At 61.6% G+C, this 24,708-nt stretch carries 25 protein-coding genes; 13 read left to right on the forward strand and 12 right to left on the reverse strand.

Features of this window, described 5'->3' with window-relative positions; translation table 11 throughout:
* Positions 1–28: 28 nt before the first annotated feature.
* From hupB to clpP, 4 genes are all read right to left on the reverse strand, one after another.
* Positions 29–304 (reverse strand): DNA-binding protein HupB, encoded by a 276-nt coding sequence (gene hupB, locus GQ59_RS09630; protein ID WP_007753405.1) that lies wholly within the window; start codon positions 302–304, stop codon positions 29–31.
* A 201-nt stretch (positions 305–505) separates the two neighbouring features.
* Positions 506–2,926: an endopeptidase La gene (gene lon / locus GQ59_RS09635; RefSeq protein ID WP_037080585.1), complete on the reverse strand. Its 2,421-nt coding sequence runs from the start codon at positions 2,924–2,926 to the stop codon at positions 506–508.
* 409 nt (positions 2,927–3,335) lie between these two features.
* Positions 3,336–4,613: an ATP-dependent Clp protease ATP-binding subunit ClpX gene (clpX, locus tag GQ59_RS09640; protein ID WP_007753415.1), complete on the reverse strand. Its 1,278-nt coding sequence runs from the start codon at positions 4,611–4,613 to the stop codon at positions 3,336–3,338.
* Between the two features lie 285 nt (positions 4,614–4,898).
* Entirely contained in the window at positions 4,899–5,531 is a 633-nt protein-coding gene (gene clpP / locus GQ59_RS09645; protein ID WP_007753416.1) for an ATP-dependent Clp endopeptidase proteolytic subunit ClpP, read from the reverse strand.
* A 363-nt stretch (positions 5,532–5,894) separates the two neighbouring features.
* On the opposite strand from clpP, the gene GQ59_RS09650 reads away from it, so the two are divergent.
* Both GQ59_RS09650 and ggt read left to right on the forward strand, forming a co-directional pair.
* Entirely contained in the window at positions 5,895–7,145 is a 1,251-nt protein-coding gene (locus GQ59_RS09650) for a GGDEF domain-containing protein (protein WP_152564288.1), read from the forward strand.
* A gap of 136 nt (positions 7,146–7,281) precedes the next feature.
* The gene (ggt, locus tag GQ59_RS09655; RefSeq protein ID WP_037081112.1) at positions 7,282–9,000 is read left to right on the forward strand and encodes a gamma-glutamyltransferase; all 1,719 of its coding nucleotides are present in this window, start codon (positions 7,282–7,284) and stop codon (positions 8,998–9,000) included.
* Here ggt and GQ59_RS09660 read toward each other — a convergent pair whose 3' ends face one another.
* Positions 9,001–9,822: a hypothetical protein gene (locus GQ59_RS09660; RefSeq protein ID WP_037080591.1), complete on the reverse strand. Its 822-nt coding sequence runs from the start codon at positions 9,820–9,822 to the stop codon at positions 9,001–9,003.
* A gap of 115 nt (positions 9,823–9,937) precedes the next feature.
* Here GQ59_RS09660 and GQ59_RS09665 point away from each other — a divergent pair, with 115 nt between their 5' ends.
* A complete protein-coding gene (locus GQ59_RS09665) occupies positions 9,938–11,185 on the forward strand; it encodes a cytochrome P450 (RefSeq protein ID WP_037080593.1) in 1,248 nt (415 codons plus the stop codon).
* 121 nt (positions 11,186–11,306) lie between these two features.
* Here the strand turns inward: GQ59_RS09665 and GQ59_RS09670 are convergent, their stop codons facing one another.
* Positions 11,307–12,116 (reverse strand): SDR family NAD(P)-dependent oxidoreductase, encoded by an 810-nt coding sequence (locus GQ59_RS09670; RefSeq protein WP_037080596.1) that lies wholly within the window; start codon positions 12,114–12,116, stop codon positions 11,307–11,309.
* Positions 12,117–12,301: 185 nt separating this feature from the next.
* Here GQ59_RS09670 and GQ59_RS09675 point away from each other — a divergent pair, with 185 nt between their 5' ends.
* Positions 12,302–12,790, forward strand: a complete 489-nt coding sequence (locus tag GQ59_RS09675) for a MarR family winged helix-turn-helix transcriptional regulator (protein WP_051903888.1) — start codon at positions 12,302–12,304, stop codon at positions 12,788–12,790.
* Positions 12,791–12,810: 20 nt separating this feature from the next.
* Here the strand turns inward: GQ59_RS09675 and GQ59_RS09680 are convergent, their stop codons facing one another.
* The gene (locus GQ59_RS09680; RefSeq protein ID WP_037080599.1) at positions 12,811–13,155 is read right to left on the reverse strand and encodes a cupin domain-containing protein; all 345 of its coding nucleotides are present in this window, start codon (positions 13,153–13,155) and stop codon (positions 12,811–12,813) included.
* A gap of 81 nt (positions 13,156–13,236) precedes the next feature.
* Positions 13,237–14,520: an O-acetylhomoserine aminocarboxypropyltransferase gene (locus GQ59_RS09685; RefSeq protein ID WP_037080601.1), complete on the reverse strand. Its 1,284-nt coding sequence runs from the start codon at positions 14,518–14,520 to the stop codon at positions 13,237–13,239.
* Positions 14,521–14,644: 124 nt separating this feature from the next.
* Here GQ59_RS09685 and GQ59_RS09690 point away from each other — a divergent pair, with 124 nt between their 5' ends.
* Entirely contained in the window at positions 14,645–15,082 is a 438-nt protein-coding gene (locus tag GQ59_RS09690; protein ID WP_037080604.1) for a DUF6455 family protein, read from the forward strand.
* Between the two features lie 18 nt (positions 15,083–15,100).
* On the opposite strand, the gene GQ59_RS09695 is transcribed toward GQ59_RS09690, so the two are convergent.
* On the reverse strand, positions 15,101–15,529 hold the full coding sequence (locus GQ59_RS09695; protein ID WP_037080607.1) for a CoA-binding protein: 429 nt from the start codon (positions 15,527–15,529) through the stop codon (positions 15,101–15,103).
* A gap of 84 nt (positions 15,530–15,613) precedes the next feature.
* Here GQ59_RS09695 and GQ59_RS09700 point away from each other — a divergent pair, with 84 nt between their 5' ends.
* From GQ59_RS09700 to rpsI, 3 genes are all read left to right on the forward strand, one after another.
* Positions 15,614–15,964, forward strand: a complete 351-nt coding sequence (locus GQ59_RS09700; RefSeq protein ID WP_037080610.1) for a hypothetical protein — start codon at positions 15,614–15,616, stop codon at positions 15,962–15,964.
* Between the two features lie 792 nt (positions 15,965–16,756).
* Positions 16,757–17,221 carry a 50S ribosomal protein L13 gene (gene rplM / locus GQ59_RS09705; RefSeq protein WP_037080613.1) on the forward strand — a complete coding sequence of 155 codons (465 nt, stop codon included), beginning with the start codon at positions 16,757–16,759 and terminating at the stop codon, positions 17,219–17,221.
* A gap of 2 nt (positions 17,222–17,223) precedes the next feature.
* Positions 17,224–17,691 (forward strand): 30S ribosomal protein S9, encoded by a 468-nt coding sequence (gene rpsI, locus GQ59_RS09710; protein WP_037080614.1) that lies wholly within the window; start codon positions 17,224–17,226, stop codon positions 17,689–17,691.
* Between the two features lie 66 nt (positions 17,692–17,757).
* Here rpsI and GQ59_RS09715 read toward each other — a convergent pair whose 3' ends face one another.
* Entirely contained in the window at positions 17,758–18,219 is a 462-nt protein-coding gene (locus tag GQ59_RS09715; RefSeq protein ID WP_037080616.1) for an Lrp/AsnC family transcriptional regulator, read from the reverse strand.
* A 151-nt stretch (positions 18,220–18,370) separates the two neighbouring features.
* Between GQ59_RS09715 and GQ59_RS09720 the strand changes: the two genes are divergently transcribed.
* The 3 genes from GQ59_RS09720 (at position 18,371) to argC (ending at position 21,203) form a co-directional block, all read left to right on the forward strand.
* A complete protein-coding gene (locus GQ59_RS09720) occupies positions 18,371–19,162 on the forward strand; it encodes a phenylalanine 4-monooxygenase (RefSeq protein WP_037080617.1) in 792 nt (263 codons plus the stop codon).
* A gap of 84 nt (positions 19,163–19,246) precedes the next feature.
* Positions 19,247–20,206 carry an agmatinase gene (gene speB, locus GQ59_RS09725; RefSeq protein WP_037080619.1) on the forward strand — a complete coding sequence of 320 codons (960 nt, stop codon included), beginning with the start codon at positions 19,247–19,249 and terminating at the stop codon, positions 20,204–20,206.
* A 64-nt stretch (positions 20,207–20,270) separates the two neighbouring features.
* On the forward strand, positions 20,271–21,203 hold the full coding sequence (argC, locus tag GQ59_RS09730) for an N-acetyl-gamma-glutamyl-phosphate reductase (RefSeq protein WP_037080620.1): 933 nt from the start codon (positions 20,271–20,273) through the stop codon (positions 21,201–21,203).
* Between the two features lie 102 nt (positions 21,204–21,305).
* Here the strand turns inward: argC and GQ59_RS09735 are convergent, their stop codons facing one another.
* On the reverse strand, positions 21,306–21,713 hold the full coding sequence (locus GQ59_RS09735) for a DoxX family protein (RefSeq protein ID WP_037080622.1): 408 nt from the start codon (positions 21,711–21,713) through the stop codon (positions 21,306–21,308).
* 158 nt (positions 21,714–21,871) lie between these two features.
* On the reverse strand, positions 21,872–22,972 hold the full coding sequence (locus GQ59_RS09740) for a COX15/CtaA family protein (protein ID WP_037080623.1): 1,101 nt from the start codon (positions 22,970–22,972) through the stop codon (positions 21,872–21,874).
* 143 nt (positions 22,973–23,115) lie between these two features.
* On the opposite strand from GQ59_RS09740, the gene GQ59_RS09745 reads away from it, so the two are divergent.
* Both GQ59_RS09745 and GQ59_RS09750 read left to right on the forward strand, forming a co-directional pair.
* The gene (locus tag GQ59_RS09745; RefSeq protein WP_037080625.1) at positions 23,116–23,328 is read left to right on the forward strand and encodes a DUF2842 domain-containing protein; all 213 of its coding nucleotides are present in this window, start codon (positions 23,116–23,118) and stop codon (positions 23,326–23,328) included.
* Positions 23,329–23,447: 119 nt separating this feature from the next.
* Positions 23,448–24,707 (forward strand): GNAT family N-acetyltransferase, encoded by a 1,260-nt coding sequence (locus GQ59_RS09750; protein ID WP_037080626.1) that lies wholly within the window; start codon positions 23,448–23,450, stop codon positions 24,705–24,707.
* Position 24,708 lies beyond the last annotated feature (1 nt).

The raw sequence follows: 24,708 nt of genomic DNA on the forward strand, positions 1-24,708 counted from the left end.
TGTAACAGGATGCCTCGAAGGCAGCGTGTTAGCTGTTGACTGCGTCCTTCAGGCCCTTGCCGGCCGAGAACTTCGGCACGTTACGTGCCGGGATGTCGACTTCGGCGCCGGTCGAAGGATTACGACCCTTGGACGCTTCGCGACGGGAAACGGAGAAGCTGCCGAAACCGGCAAGACGGATATCGCCGCCCTTCTTCAGTTCAGCCTGTACGGTCTCAAAAACGGCGTCTACAGCGGATGCGGCATCAGCCTTGGAGAGGCCGGCCTTCTCGGCCACTGCGGATACCAACTCATTCTTATTCATGTTTCCACCCCTTTCAAACGGTTTTGGAACGACTCATGTAATCGGGGCAGACAATAGTCAGGCGCCCGCCCGTGGCAACCCAAAAGCTCCGCAATCGCCTGAAAAACAAGGGGTACGCGTTATTTTTCACAAAAAAAGCCGGCGTTGTGCCGGCTTTTTTCATTGCTGGTGCCAATTTGGCATAACCCAAAAGGGTATCGATCAGTGCGCTATGGTCACGCCTGCGTCGTCCACACCTTCGACCGTGGCGATCAGCGGCGTTTCCACCGTGCCGTCCCATTCGATCGCTTCCGGCTGACGGACGAGCGCGTGACGGATCACCTCGCCCATGCGGGAAACCGGAATGATCTCCATGTTGTTCTTCACGTTATCCGGTATCTCGGCCAGATCCTTGGCGTTTTCTTCCGGAATCAGAACGGTCTTGATGTTGCCGCGAAGGGCGGCAAGCAGCTTTTCTTTGAGGCCGCCGATCGGCAGCACGCGGCCGCGAAGAGTGATCTCGCCCGTCATCGCCACGTCCTTGCGAACGGGAATGCCGGTCATGATCGAGACGATCGCGGTTGCCATGCCGACACCGGCCGACGGTCCGTCCTTCGGGGTCGCCCCTTCGGGAACGTGAACGTGGATGTCCGACTTGTCGAAGCGCGGCGGTTCGATGCCGAAATCCACGGCCCTGCTGCGGACATAGGATGCCGCCGCCGAGATGGACTCCTTCATGACTTCCTTGAGGTTGCCGGTGACCGTCATGCGGCCCTTGCCCGGCATCATCACGCCTTCGATCGTCAGCAGCTCGCCACCGACTTCCGTCCATGCGAGACCCGTGACCACGCCGACCTGATCCTCGCCCTCGGCTTCGCCGTGGCGGAAGCGCGGAACGCCGAGGTAGTCGGAGATGTTGGCCGCGGTGATCGCCACCGACTTGGTCTTGCCCTTGATGATCTCGGTGACCGCCTTGCGGGCGAGCTTCATCAGCTCACGCTCGTAGCTACGAACGCCGGCTTCCCGCGTGTACTGCTGGCTGATCGCCATCAGGGCATCGTCGGTGACCGAGAATTCGTTCGGCTGCAGGGCATGTTCCTTGATCGCCTTCGGCAGAAGGTGACGCTTGGCGATCTCGCGCTTCTCATCCTCGGTGTAACCGGCGATGCGGATGATTTCCATACGGTCCATCAGCGGAGCCGGGATGTTCAGCGTGTTCGCCGTGGTGATGAACATCACGTCGGACAGGTCGTATTCGACTTCCAGGTAGTGGTCCATGAAGGTCGAGTTCTGCGCCGGATCCAGCACTTCGAGCAGGGCCGAAGACGGGTCGCCGCGGAAATCCATGCCCATCTTGTCGATCTCGTCGAGCAGGAAGAGCGGGTTGGACTTCTTGGCCTTCTTCATCGACTGGATGACCTTGCCGGGCATCGAGCCGATATAGGTGCGGCGGTGACCACGGATTTCCGCTTCGTCACGGACGCCGCCGAGCGCCATGCGCACGTATTCGCGGCCGGTCGCCTTGGCGATCGACTGGGCGAGCGAGGTCTTGCCGACGCCCGGAGGGCCGACGAGGCACAGGATCGGACCCTTGAGCTTGGTCGCCCGGGCCTGCACGGCGAGATATTCGACGATGCGCTCCTTGACCTTGTCGAGGCCGAAGTGATCCGCTTCGAGGATCTTCTCGGCATTGTTGAGGTCGGCCTTGACCTTCGACTTCTTGGCCCACGGAATGCCCAGCAGCCAGTCGAGATAGTTGCGCACGACGGTGGCTTCCGCCGACATCGGGCTCATCTGCTTGAGCTTCTTCAGCTCGGCATCGGCCTTTTCCTTGGCTTCCTTGGACAGCTTCGTCTTGGCGATGCGCTCTTCCAGTTCGGCCATCTCGTCGCGGCCTTCCTCGCCGTCGCCGAGCTCCTTCTGGATCGCCTTCATCTGTTCGTTGAGGTAGTACTCGCGCTGGGTCTTCTCCATCTGGCGTTTTACACGCGAGCGGATTCGTTTCTCGACCTGCAGAACCGAGATTTCGCCTTCCATGAAGCCGAGCGCCTTTTCGAGGCGCAGCTTGACGGAAACCGTCTCCAGCATTTCCTGCTTTTCGGTGATCTTGATCGACAGATGCGACGCGACCGTATCGGCCAGCTTCGAATAGTCCTCGATCTGGCTTGCGGCGCCCACCACTTCCGGGGAGATTTTCTTGTTGAGCTTCACGTAGTTTTCGAACTCGGAAACCACGGAGCGCGACAGGGCTTCGACTTCGACCGCATCCTCGTCGGGTTCGGCAAGAACGCTCGCCGTCGCCTCGTAGAATTCTTCACGGTCGGTATAGCCGTCGATCTTGGCGCGCGAGCGGCCCTCGACCAGAACCTTGACGGTGCCGTCGGGCAGCTTCAGGAGCTGCAGCACGTTGGCGACGGTGCCGACCTTGTAGATTGCCGAGGGTTCGGGATCGTCGTCGCCGGCGTTGATCTGGGTGACCAGCATGATCTGCTTGTCGGAACCCATCACCTCTTCGAGCGCGCGAATAGACTTCTCCCGTCCGACGAACAAAGGCACGATCATATGCGGAAAGACCACAATGTCGCGCAGCGGCAGCACCGGATAGGTTTCGCTACCAGGCGTCGCAGACGTTGAATTCGTCATTTCATTTCCTTTCCATCGTCCCGTTTCCGGGATACGTCCCGGGTAAATCACCCGGGCACTTCACTCTCGCCCAAAGTGGAGTTTTCGAAATTTGATTTCAAGCCTTGCAAGGCCGCCGCCGCATAGGATTGTGACAGGGGTATTACAAAGCGTGCGCACACTACGCCACGCAGAACGCCAAGGACACGGGACGCGATTCACTGGAACTGCCAATCTGCGATCACTTGCAGGCGAAGCAGTCCGAACGTCGATGATCTTCCCGCACCGTCTCTAATGCAAGACGATTATGGTGCAATTCTTCGCGAGGCAAAAATGGTGGAAAAAACAAAATAAGCAAGGCTATCCACCAACATAAAAAAGAGGCCCCGACAGGGCCTCTTCTGGCATGGTGCGGTCCGGAGCGGGCGGATCAGGCCGAAACGTTCGCCTTTTCATCCTGCCGGTCGGCATAGATGTAGAGCGGCCGGGCGTTTCCACGCACGACGTCGTCCGAGATGACCACTTCGCGCACGCCTTCGAGCGTCGGCAGTTCGAACATGGTGTCGAGAAGGATCTTCTCCATGATCGAGCGCAGGCCGCGGGCGCCGGTCTTGCGGGTGATCGCCCGCTTGGCGATCTCGCGCAGGGCATCCTCGTGGAAGGTCAGATCGACGTCTTCCATCTCGAACAGGCGCTGGTACTGCTTGATCAGCGCGTTCTTCGGCTCGGACAGGATCTGGATCAGCGCATCCTCGTCGAGGTCTTCCAGCGTCGCCAGAACCGGCAGACGACCGATGAATTCCGGGATGAGGCCGAACTTCACCAGATCTTCCGGCTCCAGTTCGCGCAGGACTTCGCCGACGCGGCGGTCTTCCGCGGACTTCACGGAGGCGCCGAAGCCGATCGAGGTCTTTTCGCCGCGGGCCGAGATGATCTTGTCGAGACCTGCAAAGGCGCCGCCGCAGATGAACAGGATGTTCGTCGTGTCGACCTGCAGGAATTCCTGCTGCGGATGCTTGCGGCCGCCCTGCGGCGGGACCGAGGCAACCGTGCCTTCCATGATCTTCAGCAATGCCTGCTGGACGCCCTCGCCCGACACGTCGCGCGTGATGGACGGGTTGTCCGACTTGCGGGAGATCTTGTCGACTTCGTCGATATAGACGATGCCGCGCTGGGCGCGCTCGACATTGTAGTCCGCAGCCTGCAGGAGCTTCAGGATGATGTTTTCGACGTCCTCGCCGACATAGCCGGCCTCGGTCAGCGTCGTGGCATCGGCCATCGTGAAGGGAACGTCGATGATACGGGCGAGCGTCTGGGCAAGATAGGTCTTGCCGCAACCGGTCGGGCCGACGAGCATGATGTTCGACTTCGCAAGCTCGACGTCGCCGCCCTTGGAGGCGTGCGCCAGGCGCTTGTAGTGGTTATGCACCGCGACCGACAGGATGCGCTTGGCCTGCTTCTGGCCGATGACGTATTCGTCGAGAACCTTGATGATGTCCTGAGGCGTGGGCACGCCGTCGCGGGACTTGACCATCGAGGTCTTGTTCTCTTCGCGGATGATGTCCATGCACAGTTCGACGCATTCATCGCAGATGAATACGGTCGGCCCGGCAATCAGCTTCCGGACTTCGTGCTGGCTCTTTCCGCAGAAAGAGCAATACAGGGTATTCTTGGAGTCGCCGCCGTTGCTGCCGCTGACTTTGCTCATATCACTTTCCTTCCAGCACTCCGCACTCACGTCAAAACGGGCGCGGTCCACTCTACCGCTTGCCGGCGCGCGCCCGACGGGCCTTGCGCGCCTGCCTTGCCTTAAGGGTACTCTACCGATCCTGCGCATATCATGCGGGATCAGCGGCAACGAAACCCCTAAGAAACGAATGCTATGTCATAAAAGTTCAACACAGCATTAATAAGTACTAATAGCGCTTTCCGTGCGACTTGAAACCCCTTTTTGCTCACATCGGGGTGAGGTGCACAGGTCCCGCCATCAGACTCAGTCTCCGGAGCCACCTTCCATTTCCTGACGCGATGTCAGGATCTTGTCGATGACGCCCCAATCCTGGGCTTCGTCGGCCGTCATGAAATGGTCGCGGTCGAGGGTCTTTTCGACTTCCTCCAGCGTGCGGCCCGTATGCTTCACGTAGACCTCGTTAAGACGTCTTTTCATCTTCAATATGTCACGGGCATGGCGCTCGATATCGGACGCCTGGCCCTGGAAGCCGCCGGAGGGCTGGTGCACCATGATGCGCGAGTTCGGGGTTGCAAAGCGCATGCCCTTCTCGCCGGCGCACAGGAGCAGCGAGCCCATGGAGGCGGCCTGGCCGATGCAGAGCGTCGAAACCGCCGGCTTGATGAACTGCATCGTGTCGTAGATCGCCATGCCGGCGGTGACGACGCCGCCGGGGGAATTGATGTAGAGGGCGATTTCCTTCTTCGGGTTTTCCGCTTCGAGGAAGAGAAGCTGGGCGCAGATCAGCGACGCCATATAATCTTCGACGGGGCCCGTCAGGAAGATGATGCGCTCTTTCAGAAGACGCGAATAGATGTCGTAGGAGCGCTCACCGCGATTGGTCTGTTCGACGACCATCGGCACCAAGGCCATTGCGGTATCAACTGGATTTCTCATGTCCGTCCTTTGTCAAGCACTTGCCGAAGGCGGATAAGCGCTCCGGAATCAAATGGAATGGGTCATCCCTACATAGAGTGTCAACGCCCGGTACTTCAAGACGGAGCATCCGATATCCTTAACTGCCCGGGGATGCGCGAGGCTGACCGCTATTACGATTCTCCTCGGATCACAGCCGGCAGAGGCACCGTTTTCCCTGATGGCACAGGTTTTTGCGCGATCAGGGTAAAGCAGGCGTGAAGATCGTCTCGAAAATTCCGCCGCGACCGGCCAGACCCAGGATTTTCCGCGATTCGCTGCAACGTCGTCTTAAAGACTGCGTGTCATGCTCACCCCGCTCGACATCGAGTAGTGGAGTTTCGGGTGGATATTTTAACGGGCCTGATGATCTGGGCGGCGGAGGCGCTGACGCTTGCCGTCCTCCTGTGCTCACGCTGGTATTACGAGCGGGACCGCTTCTACCTGAGCTGGGGCAGCGGTTTTGCGCTGCACGGGATCGGCGTCATCCTGGTCGCGTTGCGCGGCGACATCCCCGATTTCGTCTCCATCCAGGTCGCCAACACGCTGGTGCTCGCCGGTGTCGGGTTGTGGATCGCCGGCCTCCTGCAGTTCGACCGGAAGCCCGTGGAAGCCTATATCGCCATCCCGGCGCTCCTCTGGGTGGCGGGCATGTTCCTTTATCCGATACGCGAGAACTTCGCCCACCGGGTGGCTCTCCATAATGTCGCGACGATGGTCGGCCATGCGATCATGATCTACATCCTCCTCAGGAACCACGGCGCGTCGAGGACGACGCGACGGATGCTTGCGGCCTTCGTCGCCGTACAATTCTGCGCAAACGGCGTCGTCGCCGTTCTGGTGGTCGCCGGCGAGGCGAAAACCATCGGCGTGTCACCGCACTCCGCCTGGCTGCTTTTCCCGGCGGCAGTCTGCTTCATCGCCATCGTCATGACCGGCGCCAAACTGCTGACCGAGCGTTCGGAAGAAAAACTCAAGACGCTTGCCGTCACCGACCCGCTGACCGGCGTTCTCAACCGGCGCGGCCTGATCGACCAGTTCCATGCCTTGAAAAAACTCGAGAACGAAGAGAAACCGCTGATCGCGCTGCTGCATTTCGACCTCGACAACTTCAAGCAGATCAACGACCGCTGCGGCCATCAGGCAGGCGATTCGGTGCTGGTCGCCTTTTCGCAGGTCGGCCAGACCTCGCTGCGTGGCCGCGGCTTCTTCGGCCGCATGGGTGGCGAGGAATTCGCCTCCATCCTGCGCGTCAGCGACATGATCGAGGCCGCCAGCATCGCCGAGGCGATCCGCCTCACGCTGAAACGCCAGACCATCGTCACGGGCGAACACAATATCACGGTCACCGTCAGTGCCGGCATCGCGCTTGCGGGCGCCGGAACCGCCGACCTCGATCTTCTGCTCAGCGCCGCGGACCGGGCGCTCTATACCGCAAAGGAGAGCGGTCGCGATCGCACCGCGATCGATACCGGCACCGACGCCTCGGTCGTCCCGGCCGTCGACCGTCAGGGTAAGGACGAGGCACCGGCCGACGTGCGCGCCAGCCACCAGGTCGCAGCTCTCAAACGCCTGGCATCGCTCGGCAAGCGCTGACCTCCTCTTGTCCTCTTCATCCTGAAACCCACATTCGTCCGCAGGGATAAAACGCGGAGGGTGCGTCATGCGGGCAGGATTTTCGGGGATCGGACTTTTCGCGGGCATTTTTCTTTCCTCGCTGCTTTCCGTCTCGATGTTTTCGGCCGGTACGGCGCTTGCGCAGCAGGCGTCCGATACCGTGGCGCCGGAGCGGGCAACGGGGTTTGCGTCCGCCAAGCGCGTCGAGACGAAAAATTTCATGGTCGCCGCCGCCAATCCGCTGGCGGCTGAAGCCGGGCGCGACGTGATCGCCAGCGGCGGCAATGCGATCGACGCCCTGATCGCGGTGCAGACCGTGCTCGGCCTCGTCGAGCCGCAGAGCTCCGGCCTCGGCGGCGGCTCCTTTCTCGTCTATTACGATGCGGCATCCAACAAGCTCACCACCTTCGACGGCCGCGAGACGGCGCCAATGGAGGCGACGCCAAAACTGTTCCTCGATGCGCAGGGCCAGCCGCTGAAATTCATGGACGCGGTGGTCGGCGGCCGTTCGGTCGGCACGCCAGGCACCGTGCGCCTCCTCTCCGAAGTCCATAAGCGCTACGGCAAGGCCGACTGGGCGAGCCTGTTCGAACGGGCGGAGAAGCTTGCCGCCGACGGTTTCCAGGTCTCTCCCCGTCTGGCGTCGCTGATCGCCGCCGACGGCGACCGGCTGAAGAAACACGATGGTCCGAGGGGTTACTTCTACGACGCCTCAGGCGCCCCGCTGAAAGCCGGCACGGTGCTCAAGAACCCTGCCTATGCCGAAACGCTGAAGGCGATTGCGACCGGCGGCGCGGATGCCTTCTACAAAGGGCCGATCGCCGAGGCGATCGTCAAGACTGTGCGCGAAGCGCCGGGCAATCCCGGCGTCCTGTCGCTCGCCGACCTCGCCAACTATCGCGTCAAGGAACGCGAGCCGGTCTGCGCCACCTATCGCGCACTCGACGTCTGCGGCATGGGTCCGCCCTCCTCCGGCGCGGTCGCGGTCGGCCAGATGCTTGGGCTGATCGAGAATTTCGACATCAAGGCCCTTGGGCATCAGAATGCCGAGAGCTGGCGGATCATCGGCGACGCGCAGCGCCTCGCCTTTGCGGACCGCGAGCGCTACCTGGCCGACCCGGATTTCCAGCCCTTGCCGATCAAGGGCCTTTTGAAGAAGGACTATCTCGGCAGGCGCGCCGGCCTGCTCGACGGCACGAAAGCTCTTGGCCCCGACCAGGTGAAGGCCGGTGAGCCGGAATGGGACCATGCGCTGCTGTTCGGCCGCGACGCCGCGATCGAGATGCCCTCCACCAGCCATTTCGTCATCGTCGACAGAGAGGGCAACGTCGTCTCGATGACCACGACGATCGAAAGCGGTTTCGGCTCGCGGCTGATGACCAACGGCTTCCTGCTCAACAACGAGCTCACCGACTTCTCCTTCAAGACCCATGACGGCAGCCTGCCCGTCGCCAACCGGGTCGAGCCGGGCAAGCGGCCGCGCTCCTCGATGGCGCCGACGATCGTGATGAAGGACGGCAAGCCGCTGCTGGCGATCGGTTCGCCCGGCGGCAGCCAGATCATCGGCTACGTCGCCCAGGCGCTGATCGCCTATATCGACTGGGGCATGCCGGTGGAGCAGATCGTCGCCCAGCCGCATTTCATCAACCGTTTCGGGCCTTACGAGATCGAGGCCGGCACCGGGGCCGAAAAGCTTGCCGAGCCTTTGAAGGCACTGGGTTACGAGGTGAAGCCCGGTGAGATGAATTCCGGCCTGCACGCGGTCGAGATCACCGCAAACGGACTGGCCGGCAGCGCCGACCCGCGCCGCGAGGGCGTGGCGGTCGGGGAATGATCAATCGGCGCCGTAGACGAGCGCCGTCTTCGTCCTGCCTTTCGGATCGACGAACGGCGAACCGCTGAGCACGCTCATCGCCGTCCATGCGTTGCGGACGACCTTGGCGTCCGCCTCGCCGTCATCGAGCGGGAAACGAAAGCTGAATTCGGCGGCGATCGGCGCCAGCGCTTCCTCTTCCTTCCACCACAGGATCAACGCGCACTCGGCCTCCACCTTTTTCGAGAGGCCCAGCCAGCCGTCCTCGAAGACGTGCTCGGTCACTTTCAAGCCCGAAACGGTCTGAACCTTTTCCTTCAGCGGCGGCAGCGACCCACCGTCGAGTTTCTCGAAAGGGGCAAGGCAGTCGCCGACGGTCAGAAGTTCCTTTCGGGGGCCGAACCCGGCCTCGACGGAGCGGCTGAAAAGCGCCCAGAAGCCCGGCAATCCGGATCGCGGAACCGCCTTGACGTCCTCTTCGAACTTGCCTCGTCCGTGCCCCTCCCGCAGCAGGAACGCCTGCCCTCCGGCAAGCAGACGGTCTCCATGGCGGAATTTCAGCGTCGCATCCCAATCGCCCTTAGAGGCGACTGGCCGCCGCAGGCGGAAAACAAGGTCCGAGCGCTCGTAGAGGGCCTTGTCCTGCGTATCCAGGAAAAACACGTTTCGCTGCTTGTCCGGTTCCGAAAGATCCAGTTTGCCACTTGCCGCGATCCCGGCATCGCCCAGCCGATTGACCGTGTCCGTCCAGAAATCCGCCGCCTTCGAATGGCAGGCGGCTTCGTCGCCGGCGAACTCCCGCGCGTGCAGCGTCAGCTTGTATTCGCGAGACGACAGCTTCATTTATCCCCTCCCAAAGCCCCGAAATCCCGGTGCGTGACCGACCATGCGCGCAATCTTGAATTGCGTCAATTCGGCCCACTTTCCCGACAGGCTGAAATTCGCTAGGTCTCGGGACATGACCGTTTTACCCGACGTCCTTCGCATCGATCCCACAACCCGCCTCGTCTCGCTCGACGGCCGCAACCCGGCCTTCTACAGCGACCCGAACCGCGTCTACGCCCTCCTCCACGAACATTGCCCGACCTTCTTCTGGGAAGAGCAGCGGCAATGGTTCTTCACCGGCTACGACCATGTGAACGGGCTGCTGCGCGACCGACGGTTCGGACGCCAGATCCTGCATATCGCCAGCCGGGAGGAACTCGGCCTGCCCGAGCCCCTGGCTCATCTCGAAAGCTTCGATCTCGCCGAGCGGTATTCGCTGCTGGAGCTCGAGCCGCCCGAGCACACCCGGCTTCGCACGCTCGTCAACCGCGCTTTTGTCTCGCGGCATATCGAAAGGCTCCGGCCGGAGATCGCAGAACTTGCCGAAAGGCTGATCGACGGGTTTGAGGCCCAAGGCGAGACGGAATTGCTTTCCTCCTTCGCCGACATCATCCCGGTCACGATGATCGCAAGGATGATCGGCATCCCGGACGAGATGGGGCCGCAGCTTCTCAAATGGTCACATGCCTATGTCGGCATGTACATGTTCAAACGGACCGAGGACGACGAACATGCTGCCGACCGGGCAGCCAAGGAATTTTCCGACTATGTCAAAGGCCTGATCGCGGAACGCCGACGGGAGCCGCGCGAAGATCTCCTCACCCACATGATCCACACGGAGCATAAGGGCCAGTATCTCACCGACGACGAACTGGTCTCGACGACCATCGTGCTGCTCAATGCCGGCCACGAGGCGACGGTGCATCAGATCGGCAATTCGGTGCGGGTGATCCTGGAGAGCGGCCTTCAGCCGGCAGACCTTTTTCGCGACGAGACGGCGACCGAGCGAACGGTGGAGGAGACGTTGCGCATCTGTGCACCGGTGCATATCTTCCAGCGCTGGGCGCTCGAGGACGTCGAGATCGACGGCCTCAGCTTCAGGCGCGGCGACAAGGTGAGCCTCATCCTCGCCGCCGCCAATCTCGATCCGCAGAAGTTTTCCGATCCGCTGACCTTCAAGCCCGACCGGCAGGAAGCCCAAAACCTCTCCTTCGGCGCCGGCATCCATTTCTGCATCGGCGCGCCGCTTGCAAGGCTGGAACTCAACACCGTGCTGCCGATCCTCTTCCGGCGGCTGCCCGGGATGCGGATCGCCGCGCCGCCGGTGGTCAAGGACGTCTACCATTTCCACGGGCTGGAGAGACTGGACCTCGCCTGGTGACAGGCGTGGGACGGCTTATCGGAAGTGAATCAGAACGCTCGCGTAAGCCGCTGAAAAATCTGCGAAATATCACTGCGCAACTGCGGACGTCTGCCGCTGTTGCGCAGGTCATTTCTTGCGATCAAGCCTCGGCGGCAACGCCGTACCGGGCCGCAGGCTTGTTGAGCGACAGGTAGGGACGCAGCTCGCCTCGAGCGGCCGTGTACGTGCCATAAAGCTGCGTATCGGCGAGCGACGGCATGGTGACGAGTTCGCCGCGGTCCAGGCCGGCAAGCGCCGCATCGACGAGGTCGCCCACTTCCATGACCGTGTTCGGGTCGAGACCATCCATCGAGCCGCCGACGCGATCGAAGATTTCGGTGCGGGTATAGCCCGGCAGGACTGCCTGGATCGTGACGCCGGTGTCCTTCAGCTCGGAAGCCAGCGCTTCCGTCAGAGCAAGCACGAAGGCCTTGCTGGCGGCATAGGTGCCGCTGAAGAATTCTGCGGCGAGTGCGACGGCGGAGGCGATGTTGACGATGGCGCCCTTGCCCCGGGCGGCAAAGGCCTGGGCTGCCACAACAGCGAGACGATTGGCGGCGGTGACGTTGAGATCGACCATCTGGTCGAGATAATCCAGATCGGCCTTCAGCAGCGGACCCTTCGGGCCGATACCGGCATTGTTGACGAAGAGCGTGATCGAACCGTCCTCGCGCAGGCGCTTGTCGACCACGACCACATCGGCACGCTGGCTGAGGTCGGCGCGCAGCACGTCTGCCTTGATGCCATGTTCCTGCGACAGCCGGGCGGCAAGCGCCTTCAGGCGATCCGCGTCACGGGCGACGAGGACGAGGTCATAGCCGCGCCTGGCGAGCTTTTCCGCATAGGTCGCGCCGATGCCCGACGATGCGCCGGTCACGAGTGCGGTTCCGAGTTTCGAGGTATTGGTCATGGTCCATCTCCTTTGGTTTTGGCTGGGATTCTGGCCGGCGTTTCCGGCATCTGGAATTTACTGGTATATGCCACTATATATGAAAGGCACGATTTGAAGCTGCAAGGGGCGGCCGCAAATTTTTCATCGGAGTGGAAGGGCCAGCCAAAAGCGGGCATTGTCCCGCGACAGGATCGGAACGAGACATGACGGACAAAGACAAGCAGGACAGGCAGGGGCAGAACGAAGACGGCGTCTGGCTTCACTGCAACAATACCGCAGTGCGCCGTGCCTCGCGGCATCTCGGCCAGCTCTACGAGGATGCAATGGGCGATACAGGCCTCAAAGGAACGCAGTTCTCCCTGCTGTCGCAGATCGCCAGATCCAACGAGCCCACGTTGAAAAACCTCGCGGAGGCGATGGTCATGGACCTCTCGGCGCTCGGCCATACGCTGAAGCCGTTGATCCGCGACGGACTGGTGGAGCTGGAGCCCGATGCCCAGGACCGCCGCGCCAAACGCGTGCGTCTGACGGAGGCAGGCGCAGCCACGCAGCGCGACCTCACCGCCCGCTGGCAGATCGCCCAGGACCGCTTCGACGAGGCATTCGGCAAGGAAAAGTCGGAGGAATTGCGACGCACGCTGGCGTTCATTTCGTCGGGCGAATTCGCGAAGGCCTTCAAGCGGGATGACTGAAAGGTCGGCAGTCTCGCCCCTCAGACCCTGATCACATAATCCTTGCGAGTCGTTTCAACGACTTCCCAGGTTCCCTTGAAGCCTGGTCTGAGGATCATGCTGTCGCCCGCCTTCAGGTGGACCGCCGCGCCGCCCTCCTCGGTGACGATCGAATGACCGGAGAGGATGTGGAAATATTCCCACTCCTCATAAACGATCCGCCATTTGCCGGGCGTCGCTTCCCATATGCCGGCATAGAGCCCGCCGTCGGCTTCCTCGACGTTCCAGGTGCGGAATGTCGGGGTGCCGGAGACCAGCCTGTCCGGTGCCGGGGCGCCCTCTTCCGGCGCGATGGACGAGAGGTCGAATTTGATCCAGGCGCTCATTGTTGGGTCCCCTTTGCCACCGGCTTCCGGCGGACGATTGACGGCGGATTCGTCGCCTCACCAGCGCTGTTATCCCTTCTCTCAGATCTTCGACAAGGCCTGGTCGAGGTCGGCGATGATGTCGGCGGCGTCCTCGATGCCGATCGACAGGCGCACCACGTCCGGCCCGGCGCCGGCGGCGATCTGCTGTTCTTCGCTCAACTGCCGGTGCGTCGTCGAGGCCGGGTGGATGACCAGCGAACGGGTGTCGCCGATATTGGCGAGGTGGGAGAACAGCTGCAGGCCTTCAACGAGCGTCTTGCCCGCCTCGTAGCCGCCCGTGACGCCGAAGGTGAAGACCGCGCCGGCACCCTTCGGCGAATATCGCATCTGCAGGGCGTGGTTCGGGTCGTCTTCGAGGCCGGAATAGCTGACCCAGGCGACCTTCGGATGCGCCTTCAGCCATTTCGCGACAGCGGCGGCATTGTCGCAATGTTTCTGCATGCGCAATGGCAGCGTTTCGATGCCGGTCAGGATCATGAAGGCGTTGAAGGGCGAGATCGCAGGCCCGATATCGCGCAGGCCCAGCACGCGGCAGGCGATGGCGAAGCCGATATTGCCGAAAGCCTGATAGAGGACGACGCCGCCATATTCTGCGCGCGGTTCCGAGAGCATCGGGTAATTGCCAGATTTCGACCAGTTGAACGTGCCCCCGTCAACGATCACGCCGCCCATGGAATTGCCGTGGCCGCCCATGAACTTGGTCAGCGAATGGATGACGATATCCGCGCCGTGTTCGAGCGGGCGGACGAGATAGGGGGTCGCCATCGTGTTGTCGACGATCAGCGGAATGCCGCGTCTTTGCGCAACCTCGGCAATCGCCGCGATGTCCACGAACGTGCCGGCGGGATTGGCGAGGCTCTCGATGAAGATCGCGCGGGTACGCTCGTCGATGCCGGCCTCGAAGCTTGCCGGATCGTCGGTATCGGCCCAGCGCACCTGCCAGTCAAAACTCCTGAACGCATTGCCGAACTGGTTGATGGAGCCGCCATAGAGCTTTCGCGCGGCGATGAAATTGTCGCCGGGCTGCATGATCGTGTGGAAGGTCAGCATCTGAGCCGCATGGCCCGAGGCCACCGCGAGCGCCGCAGTGCCGCCTTCAAGCGCCGCCACCCGCTCTTCCAGCACCGCCTGGGTCGGGTTCATGATGCGGGTGTAGATATTGCCGAACTGCTGCAGGCCGAAAAGGGCAGCGGCGTGGTCCGCATCGTTGAAGACGAAAGACGTCGTCTGGTAGATCGGCGTCGCCCGAGCGCCGGTCGTCGGATCGGGCTGCGCGCCCGCATGCACCGCCAGCGTCGAAAACCCCGGATTGAGTGTCGGCATTTTAGTCCCTCCCCTTCAAATGGCGCATGGTTGTTCGCGCACCAGCAGACCCCGGCGGTTGATCGCAATCAAGGTATATCGTTCTCCGGAATCTATCCTCTGAAGAAATAGAGAGGAGATTGCGATGGACAATACAATTCCCACCCTTGATCCCACCCCGGAAAATCTCACCGGCAGGCTGAAGCGCTGGTGTTCCGCCACGTGGGCGGCGATCAACGAAGCCAAGCTTCTTGCCAGCCTCGACGACGAAACCGTCAAGCTGCTGGCGCAGGACAACGCCTTGTCGGAGCAGGAACTGCGCGAGCTCATCGCCAAAGGTCCGCATGCGGCCGACGAGATGCTGGCGCTGATGAAGCTGCTCAACATCGATCCGGAGGAAGCCAGGCTGGAAGAGCCGGCGGAATTCCGCGACATGCACATCACCTGTGTCCATTGCGGCGAGAAGACCCGCTGTCGGCGCGAACTCGCCGACGGCAGCGCCGCCGCCGACTTCGCAAGCTATTGCGGCAACGCCGAGCTGCTCGACGACATGCGCAGCCGACCGGAACTGCTCTCCAAATAGCCCGCCCGGACGGTCGTCTCAGGCAACCAGGCGGGGATATTCGATCGCCGGGCAGCGGTCCATGACGACCTTGATGCCGGCCGCTTCCGCCTTTTCGGCGGCCTTGTCGTCACGAACGCTCAGCTGACCCCAGATGACCTTCGGCCTGGTTTCAAGCCCGATCGCCTCGTCGACCACGCCGTCCAGATACTCGGCCGCCCGAAAGACGTCGACCATATCGACCGGCTGCGGCACGTCCGCCAGCGTCCTGTAGACGGTCTGGCCGAGGATCTGTTTGCCCGCCTGGCCGGGATTGACCGGAAACACCGTATAGCCCTTGGAAAGCAGAAACCCCATGACCCGATTGCTCGGCCTGTCGGGGTTAGGAGATGCGCCGAGCAGTGCAATGGTCCTGGTGCTCTTCAGGATATCGGCGATATAGGCGTTGTCGTAACGGTCGTGGTTCATGACAGCTCCCGCAATAGTGCGCCACTGGCGGCGCAATGTTTCTGCGCTATGTAAGTCCGCGTCTCGTCAAAAAGGATGAGGATCATGAAAAAATTTCTCGGCTGTCTTGCTATCATTGCCTCCGGCACCCTCCTCTCCGGCGAGCCGGCCGCCGCGATATCCCGTTACAATTCAACCGGCATGTCCTGCGCTGCCGTACAGCGGGCGATCGGCCGGGAGGGCGCGGTGATCCTGCGTTACCCGTCCCGCAACAAGGCGCGGATGACGCTCTACGACCGCTATGTCATCGACAGCGGCTACTGCGACGGCCATGAGTTCGCCGACCGGGTGACCGTGCCGACGGCCGACACGCCGAGTTGCCCCGTTCGCGCCTGCAAAAGAAGACCCGATCCCGAAGATTGTTTTCCTCTCCAGGCAGGCTGCCTGAGATTTTAGGCCGCTTCTTGACTCCAAAATTCGAGAATTCTCCACGCGCCATGTTCTGCGCATGTTCGTGGATTACCCCCTTTTTGTACACGCGCATATTAGCACCATCTTATGGTTGAATTAGAAAGTGCTACTAGATTTTGGTAGGCAAAATTATTTTCCGAACATTTGTCATTTTTCCTTTTTCATACCACGCACCGGTAAAACGTGAGTATCTGACAGCTACCCATGCGGCAAAACCCCTCCTAAAACCTTCAAAAAGCGTCCGCTCTTCCAATCGGCGCCCCGCCTGCCATGTTTCGATCCACACAACTCCAGAATGTAGAGCGGACAATCGATACGCGAAATGAAAGACGCAGATCGCCTTCTGGGTCAGGGGTCTTCCCGAGCGTTTCGGGAGGACGATCGCCGGATGGCACCCGGTATGGTGATGGGTTTTCTTTCCCATCACCACGCAAATCAACGTCTCTCTCTCCCGGCCAGCGGCCGAGCGCTCCGCTCAACGGCTACGGTGAGCAAAACCAGCATTCCGGCATCAACTGCGTCCGGATTTCATTCAGAAAAAGTGTGGTATCATATAACCACACTCATAAGTCATTGATTTTGCTTGTTCTATTTTTCAGCGGCGCAGAACCGTCACCTTGACGCTTTCGGCCTCCCTCGGTATAAGCCGCCCAGATCGCGGACCTTCTCGGCCCGCTTTCTTTTTGCCGGCTTCGGCCATGGCAATCCAAGCAACAAGAAACGCCCTGCATTCGAAGGTTTCGGATGTCACGGGTCCTAGAAGAAAGAGCTAAAGACATGTCAACCTTCGTTCAGAAGCCTGCAGAGGTGGTGAAGAAGTGGGTGATCATCGATGCCGAAGGCCTCGTTGTCGGTCGCCTCGCCACCATCGTCGCCAACCGGCTCCGCGGCAAGCACAAGGCCACCTTCACCCCGCACGTCGACGATGGCGACAACGTCATCATCATCAATGCGGAAAAGTGCGTCCTCACCGGCAAGAAGTATTCCGACAAGACCTATTACTGGCACACCGGTTACCCGGGTGGCATCAAGGAGCGCACTGCGCGCCAGATCATCGAAGGCCGCTTCCCGGAGCGTGTCATCGAGAAGGCTGTCGAGCGCATGGTTCCCCGTGGTCCGCTCGGCCGTCGCCAGATGAAGAACCTGCGCGTTTATGCCGGTTCCAACCATCCCCATGAAGCACAGCAGCCGGTCGCTCTCGACGTGGCATCGCTGAACAGCAAGAACGTAAGGAGCGCCTGATAATGGCCGATCTTTCCTCCCTGAAGGACCTCGCGCCGGCTTCCGAAGCTGCCGCTCCGGTCTATGTCCGCAAGGTCGACAGCCTCGGCCGCTCCTACGCGACCGGCAAGCGCAAGAACGCCGTCGCCCGCGTCTGGGTCAAGGCCGGCACCGGCAAGATCACGGTCAACGGCCGTGACTTCTCGACCTACTTCGCCCGCCCGGTCTTGCAGATGATCCTGCAGCAGCCGGTTATCGCCGCTGCCCGCACCGGCCAGTTCGACATCGTCGCGACCGTCACCGGTGGCGGTCTCTCCGGCCAGGCCGGCGCCGTTCGTCACGGCGTCTCCAAGGCACTCACCTACTTCGAGCCGGGCCTTCGCGGCGTGCTCAAGAAGGGTGGCTTCCTGACCCGCGACAGCCGCGTCGTCGAGCGTAAGAAGTACGGCAAGGCAAAGGCCCGCCGCTCCTTCCAGTTCTCCAAGCGTTAATCGCTTCTGGTTTCAGACTTGCAAAAGGCGGGGCTTCGGCTCCGCCTTTTTCGTTTGCGGACTTTCTCAGATCGGTAGCTCGGTGGTCGATTTCAGTTCGCGCAGGACAAAGCTGGAGACCACGTTGCGCACATGCGGATTGCGCATCAGGTGGCGGGTCATGAAAGCCTCGTAGGCTTCGACGTCGCGCGCCCGGATCTTCAGCATATAGTCAAATGTCCCGGACAGCGCGTAACACTCCATGATCTCCGGCCGGTCGCGCACGACCGTGGCAAAGGCCTCGATCGCCTCCTCGTGGTGGTCCTCCAGCGTCACATGAGCGACGATGCAGAGCTTGAGGTCGAGCTTTGCCGGATCGAGAAGTGCCACCCGCTTTCGAATGACGCCCTCGGCTTCCAGTTCCTGGATCTTCCGCCAGGCGGTGCTTTGCGACATGCCGGCCTTCTCCGCCAGTTCGGCCAGCGACGAACCATCCCCCGCCTGCACGAGCTGCAGAAGCTTGCGGGCGGCCTGCAGGTTTTCTTTCATGACGGCATCTCCTCCCGAAATATCCTCTCATTATTTACGCTCAATCCGGCAAAGCTGAAATGATTACCCGCGCTTTCGGAGATATAATGATGATCTGACAGCCGGCGGCTGGAGCACCCGGCTTATTTCATCACCGAACGGGAGGGCGCTGATGGCCAAGCAAAGCACCTACACGGCAAACCTGCCGGATGCAGACGGCATCTATCACTACACAAGTGAGGAAGACCTGATCTGGAGCGAACTCTACCAGCGCCAGATGAGGCTTCTGGCCGACAAGGCCTGCCGGGAATATCTGGACGGGGTCAAGGCGCTGGGGCTGAAGCCGGACAAGGTTCCCCAGCTTGGCGATGTCGACCGGCGCCTCAACGAGACAACCGGATTCGGCGTGGAGGGCGTCCCCGCCCTCATTCCACCGTCGCGTTTCTACGAATTGCTGTCGCAGGGCAAGTTTCCGCTGGCGACCTTCATCCGCCGCCGCGAACACATCGACTACATCGAGGAACCGGATATCTTCCATGAGGTCTTCGGCCACTGCCCGCTCCTCACCAACCGGAGTTATGCCCATTTCGTTCGCCGCTTCGGCGAAAAGGCCGTGGGGCTCGGGAAGGAATATTCCTGGCACCTGTTCAGGATCTTCTGGTTCACCGTCGAATTCGGTCTGATCGACACGCCGCAAGGACGCCGCTGCTTCGGCGCCGGCATCGTCTCCTCTCCCAACGAGACGCGGGCCGCTATGGAAGGCCGTGAGGCCGAATTCCGGCCCTTCGATCTGATGACGGTGCTCAGGACCCCCTATCGCATCGATATCGTCCAGCCGATCTACTATGTCATCGACAGCTTTGCGCAGCTGGAATCGATCATCGAGGAGGATATCGGCGCGCGCATCAGGGAAGCCAAGGCGCTTGGGGATTTTGCACCGGCATTCGAAGCCAAGGCTTCCTGAAACGGAAGGCATTTTGTTTCGTCCGGACTTGCCTTGTCTGCCCTTATTGTCCAACGTCCCGCCACCCAACGATGGAAGGACGCCATGGCAGAAAAGTCGATCGACCATGCCTTCACCGCAAAAAGCCTGACCTCGGCCGCATCGGACCCGACCTTTGCCGGCGCGCTGTCCTTCATGCGCCGCCGCTTCAGCAAGGATCTGGAGGGCGTCGATACGGTCGTCTGGGGCATCCCCTTCGATGCCGCGACCTCCAACCGGCCAGGCGCCCGGTTCGGACCGCAGGCGATCCGGCGGGCGTCGGCGATCTTCGACAACGATCCGCAATATCCGTTCCGGCGCGACCTCTTCGCCGACATGGCCGTCGTCGACTACGGCGACTGCCTGCTCGACTACGGCAACCACCACAAGACCCCGGCAGCGATCGAGGCCCAGGCGAATGTCATCCTCGACAGCGGTGCCTTCCTGTTGACGCTCGGCGGCGACCACTATGTGACCTGGCCGCTGCTGAAAGCGCATGCCGCCAGACACGGACCGATGGCGCTGGTGCAGTTCGACGCGCACCAGGACACGTGGCTCGACGACGAAGGCCGTATCGACCACGGCTCCTTCGTGGCGCGGGCGGTGCGGTCCGGCCTCATCGACCCTGCCCGGTCGATCCAGGTCGGCATCCGCACCCACGCGCCGGAAGATTTCGGGATCCGCCTCCTCTACGGCCATGAGGTCGAGGAGATGACGGCAGCCGAGATCGCCAGGGTTATTCTCGATCACGTCGGGGGAACGCCGGCCTATCTCACCTTCGACATCGACTGCCTCGATCCGGCTTTCGCGCCGGGCACCGGCACGCCGGTCGCCGGCGGGCCTTCGAGCGCCAAAATCCTGTCGGTCCTGCGCCAGCTTGGGCCGCTCGATATCCGCGGCGCCGATGTCGTCGAAGTGGCGCCGGCCTATGACCATGCGGATATCACCGCCATTGCGGGCGCGACGGTTGCAATGTATATGCTCGGACTTCGCGCGGAACGCCGCGCGGCTGCGTTAAATTTCTAAATCAACTTGCTGGTAAACTGAATCCGGCATCCAATCCAAGGCACTGATCTAACAGGACAAGACCATGACAGCGAAAATCTTCATCGATGGCGAACACGGCACCACGGGACTGCAGATCCGCACCCGCATGGCCGGCCGCCGCGACGTCGAATTGCTGTCGATCCCGGAAGCGGAGCGGCGCAACGCCGCCATGCGCGAGGATCTCCTGAACAGCGCCGATGTCGCCATCCTCTGCCTGCCGGACGATGCCTCGCGGGAAGCCGTGACCATGCTTGCCGGCAACAACAAGGTACGGGTGATCGACACCTCGACCGCCTTCCGCGTCGATCCGTCCTGGGCCTATGGCTTTGCGGAAATGGACAAGGCGCAGGCGGACAAGATCAAGGCCTCGCGGCATGTGGCCAATCCGGGCTGCTATCCGACCGGCGCGATCGGCCTGATCCGGCCGCTGCGTGCCGCCGGCATCCTGCCCGACGGTTATCCGGTCACGGTCAATGCGGTCTCCGGTTATACCGGCGGCGGCAAGCAGATGATCGCGCAGATGGAAGATCCGTCCAGAGAAGACGCCATCTCGGCCAACAATTTTCTCTATGGCCTGCCGCTCAAGCACAAGCACGTGCCGGAGATGAAGATCCACGGTCAGCTCGACCGTGCGCCGATCTTCTCGCCGTCGGTCGGCCGCTTCGCGCAGGGCATGATCGTCCAGGTGCCGCTCTTCCTCGAAGACCTCAAGGACGGCGCGACGATGGAGAGCATCCACAAGGTTCTGGTCGAGCATTATGCCGGCCAGGATATCGTCACGGTCGTGCCGCTCGAAGAGAGCAAGGCGCTTGCCCGCGTCGACGCGGAAGAGCTGGTCGATACCGACACGATGAAGCTCTTCGTGTTCGGCACGCCGGGCGGTGCTCATGTCAATCTCGTGGCCCTGCTCGACAATCTCGGCAAGGGTGCCTCCGGTGCGGCCGTCCAGAACATGGACCTGATGCTTTCGGCCTGATGGCCGAGAGCATTCCCTTCCCTTTTCCTTTCCTGGCGAATGGCGGATCGAAACCGCCCGACGGATCGCCGATACGGTCGTCGGCACCGTATTGCTTCAAGACTAAGCAAACACCCGCTTCAAACCCAGATTGACGGCAAGCTTCTCGCCCGGACCGTGCACGGCGGCAAACAGCAGGCCGGCCAGGAAGGTGAAGTGGTCGACGAAGAAGCCGAACTCCGCCTGGTTGGCTTCCCAATGGCTGGGGCCATGGAAAGCGAAGGCCAGGAAGATGACGTAGACGCCGGCAAGCAGCGACGCTTCGGAGAAGAAGGCACCGGTCAGGAAAGCGAGGGCCAGCCCCACCTCGAAGATCGCCGCGACCCAAGCGAGGAACAGCGGAAACGGAAATCCGGCGCCCGATATGAAGACAGCCGTCGCCTGCATGTCGAGAAACTTGAACGTCGTTGCCATGACGAACAGGCTGCCGAAGATCAGCCTTGCGACGAGAATTGCGATTGTCCTTGCCATAACCCTACCCTCTCCTTTGGCCGAAGCCGTTTGAACTATGTCCCAAGGACGGGCGCCGGACACTGTGGCCGACATCGGGCCGCAGATTTTTCGCAGCAAAAAGGCGGACGGAAATCGATCCGCCCGCCTCTCGCAGGTATCTGTCAATGTGCGGAAGATCAGTTCCGCGTGACGACCGCCGTCTCTGGCGGATATTCGCCGACGAAGCCGCGCCAGTGGGCGACCGCAAAGCCGAGCACGATCAGCGCGGCAGCCTGGTGCGTCAGCGCCAGATCGAGCGGCACCTGCATCACCAGCGTCGAAATGCCGATGATTGCCTGGACCGTCACCAGCCCGAAGAGCAGGACGGAACGGCGGGCGTGGGTCGAGCCCGGGGCGAGCCGAAGCGAGACGATCATGTGAACGAGGGTCGCGGCCCAGAGAACATAGGCGCCGCAGCGGTGGACGAACTGCACCGTCTTCGGGTTCTCGAACAGGTTGATCCACCAGGGCTGCTGGACGAAGAGATCGCCCGGGACCAGGGCACCATCCATCAGCGGCCAGGTATTGTAGGAAAGGCCGGCATCCAGCCCCGCCACCAGCGCGCCGAGATAGATCTGGAAGAGGACGAGGAAGGCGATGCCGCCGGCCGCCCATTTGGATCCAGCCGTCGGCGGAAGGTCGCGGCTGTGGGGCGCCAGCCCGCGCATGATCCAGATGCAGGCGGCGAAGATCAGACAGGCGATGACCAGATGGGTGGCGAGCCGGTATTGCGAGACGCTGACCAGCTTGGTGAGTCCGGAGGACACCATCCACCAGCCGATGAAGCCCTGGAAACCGCCGAGTGCAAGCAAGCCGACCAGGGGGCCGCGCAGGCGTTTTTCGATGCGGCCGGTGAGCCAGAAGAAGATCAGCGGCAGGGCGAAGACCAGGCCGATCGAGCGGGCGAGGAACCGGTGCGCCCATTCCCACCAGAAGATCGACTTGAACTCGTCGACCGTCATGTCCTTGTTGATTTCCTGATATTGCGGAATGCGCTGGTAGAGGCGGAATTCCTCGTCCCACTCCTCGGCCGACAGCGGCGGGATGACGCCGTGGATCGGCTTCCATTCGGTGATCGACAGGCCGGAGTCGGTCAGCCGCGTCGCGCCGCCGACCAGGACCAGACAGAACAGCGTGAAAACGACGACGCCGAGCCAGATACGCACGGCCTTGCGGTCGCGCTCGCGGCGCTTGGTGTGGTTCAGGACATCGATGATCACAGCATCGGTTGCCGACATGGGTATGCTCCTGTCGCTCAAGCCAAAAGGACGCGGCACATGGCAATCATCCATCAAGCATTTCGCGTTGCTTTGCCCCATCAACCCATGCAAAACAAGCCCCGACGCTTTGCGGCATGCGGTCGCGGATAGGAGAAGACGTTTTGGTCCCGCGTTTGAGAAGTTTTATCGGCACCATCCTGATCATCATTCTGGTGATCTTCTATGCGCTTGCCGCGACGACCTTCGCGACGCTGCTGCTTGCCACTTCTCCCTGGTGGGTGCATTTCCTCTACTTCCTGATCAGCGGCCTCGTCTGGATCCTGCCGGCCATGCTGATCATCAAATGGATGGCAGGACCGAAGCCCAAGGGGTAGCCGGCTTTACCATCGGTTAACCAGCGGCAGCGGTTTCGCGGGGCGTGGGGCCGCCGGTAAACCGAATTTTGGTGCCCTCTCCCTATGTTGCCGGCCAAACGGCATCAGCGGGCAAAGCCATGCAGCAGCGGAAGATCCACCACGAAGATCAGGTCGAGGACGCGCTCGACGCGCCGAAGGGTCATAAAACCGTCCGGCTCGCCGAGCTATCGCTCGTTTCGACCGACGATCTCAGGTCCGTGGAAACCGAATGGCGGCGGCTCGAAGGGCTTGCCAACAACTCCCTGCATCAGGGTTTCGACTGGTGTCTCGCCTGGGCTCAAGCGCATCGCAGCGAACTTGCGATCATCCAGGGCGTTGTCGATGGCCGCACGCTTTTCATCCTGCCGCTCGAAATCGTGTCGGAACGCCGCGCCCGGATCGCCCGCCTGCTCGGCCACCGGTTCAACAACGTCAATACCGGTCTCTTCGATGCCGAACTTGGGCCACCCGATGCGGAAGAGTTGCAGAATTTCGCCTATGGCCTGAGGCTCGCTCTCTCCGACAAGGCGGATCTGGTCGTTCTCGACAATATCCCGCTCGTCTGGCGGGGCATGCGACATCCGCTGTCAGCACTCGCTTCGATCGAAAACCAGAACCATTCCTTCCAGTTGCCGCTCTTTCAGAATTTCGAGGCGACGCTGGCGCAGCTCAATGCGAAAAGCCGCCGCAAGAAGTTCCGCTCGCAGAGCCGCAAGATCGAGGCGATCGGCGGTTACGACCATTTCATCCCGACCGATCCCGCCGAAAAACATGCCCTGCTCGATATCTTCTTCCGTCAGAAAGGCGAGCGCCTGAGATTGTTCGGCCTGCCGGACGTCTTTCAACTGCCCGGCATCCAGGATTTCTTCCACCGCCTCATGGATGTCCCGGCCAGGGGAACCGACACGCCGCTGATGCTGCATGCGATCCGGCTGCGCGGCGAGCACGAGGGGCATATCGCGGCGATCGCCGGCCTGTCGCGCAAGGGCGATCACGTCATCTGCCAGTTCAGCTCGATCGACGAGACGGTCTGCCCGGAGGCGAGTCCCGGCGAGCTGCTGTTCTGGCTGATGATCGAGCGGTCCTGCCGTGAGGGCGCTTCGGTGTTCGATTTCGGCGTCGGCGACCAGCCCTACAAGCGCAACTGGTGTACCCAGGAAACGGTGCAGTACGATATCCTGCTGCCGCTCACCTGGAAGGGTTCGCTGATGCGGCCGCTTTTGATTGGAGTGACCAGGGCGAAGGCTGCGATCAAGCGCAGCCCGCATCTCTATGCGATGATGCAGCGATGGAGATCCCGCCGGTGCCCGAAAGCGTCGGAAGCTCCCGCCTCCGACGCGGATTCGTCAGCCGAATAAA

Source organism: Neorhizobium vignae (assembly GCF_000732195.1).
Lineage (GTDB): Bacteria > Pseudomonadota > Alphaproteobacteria > Rhizobiales > Rhizobiaceae > Neorhizobium > Neorhizobium vignae.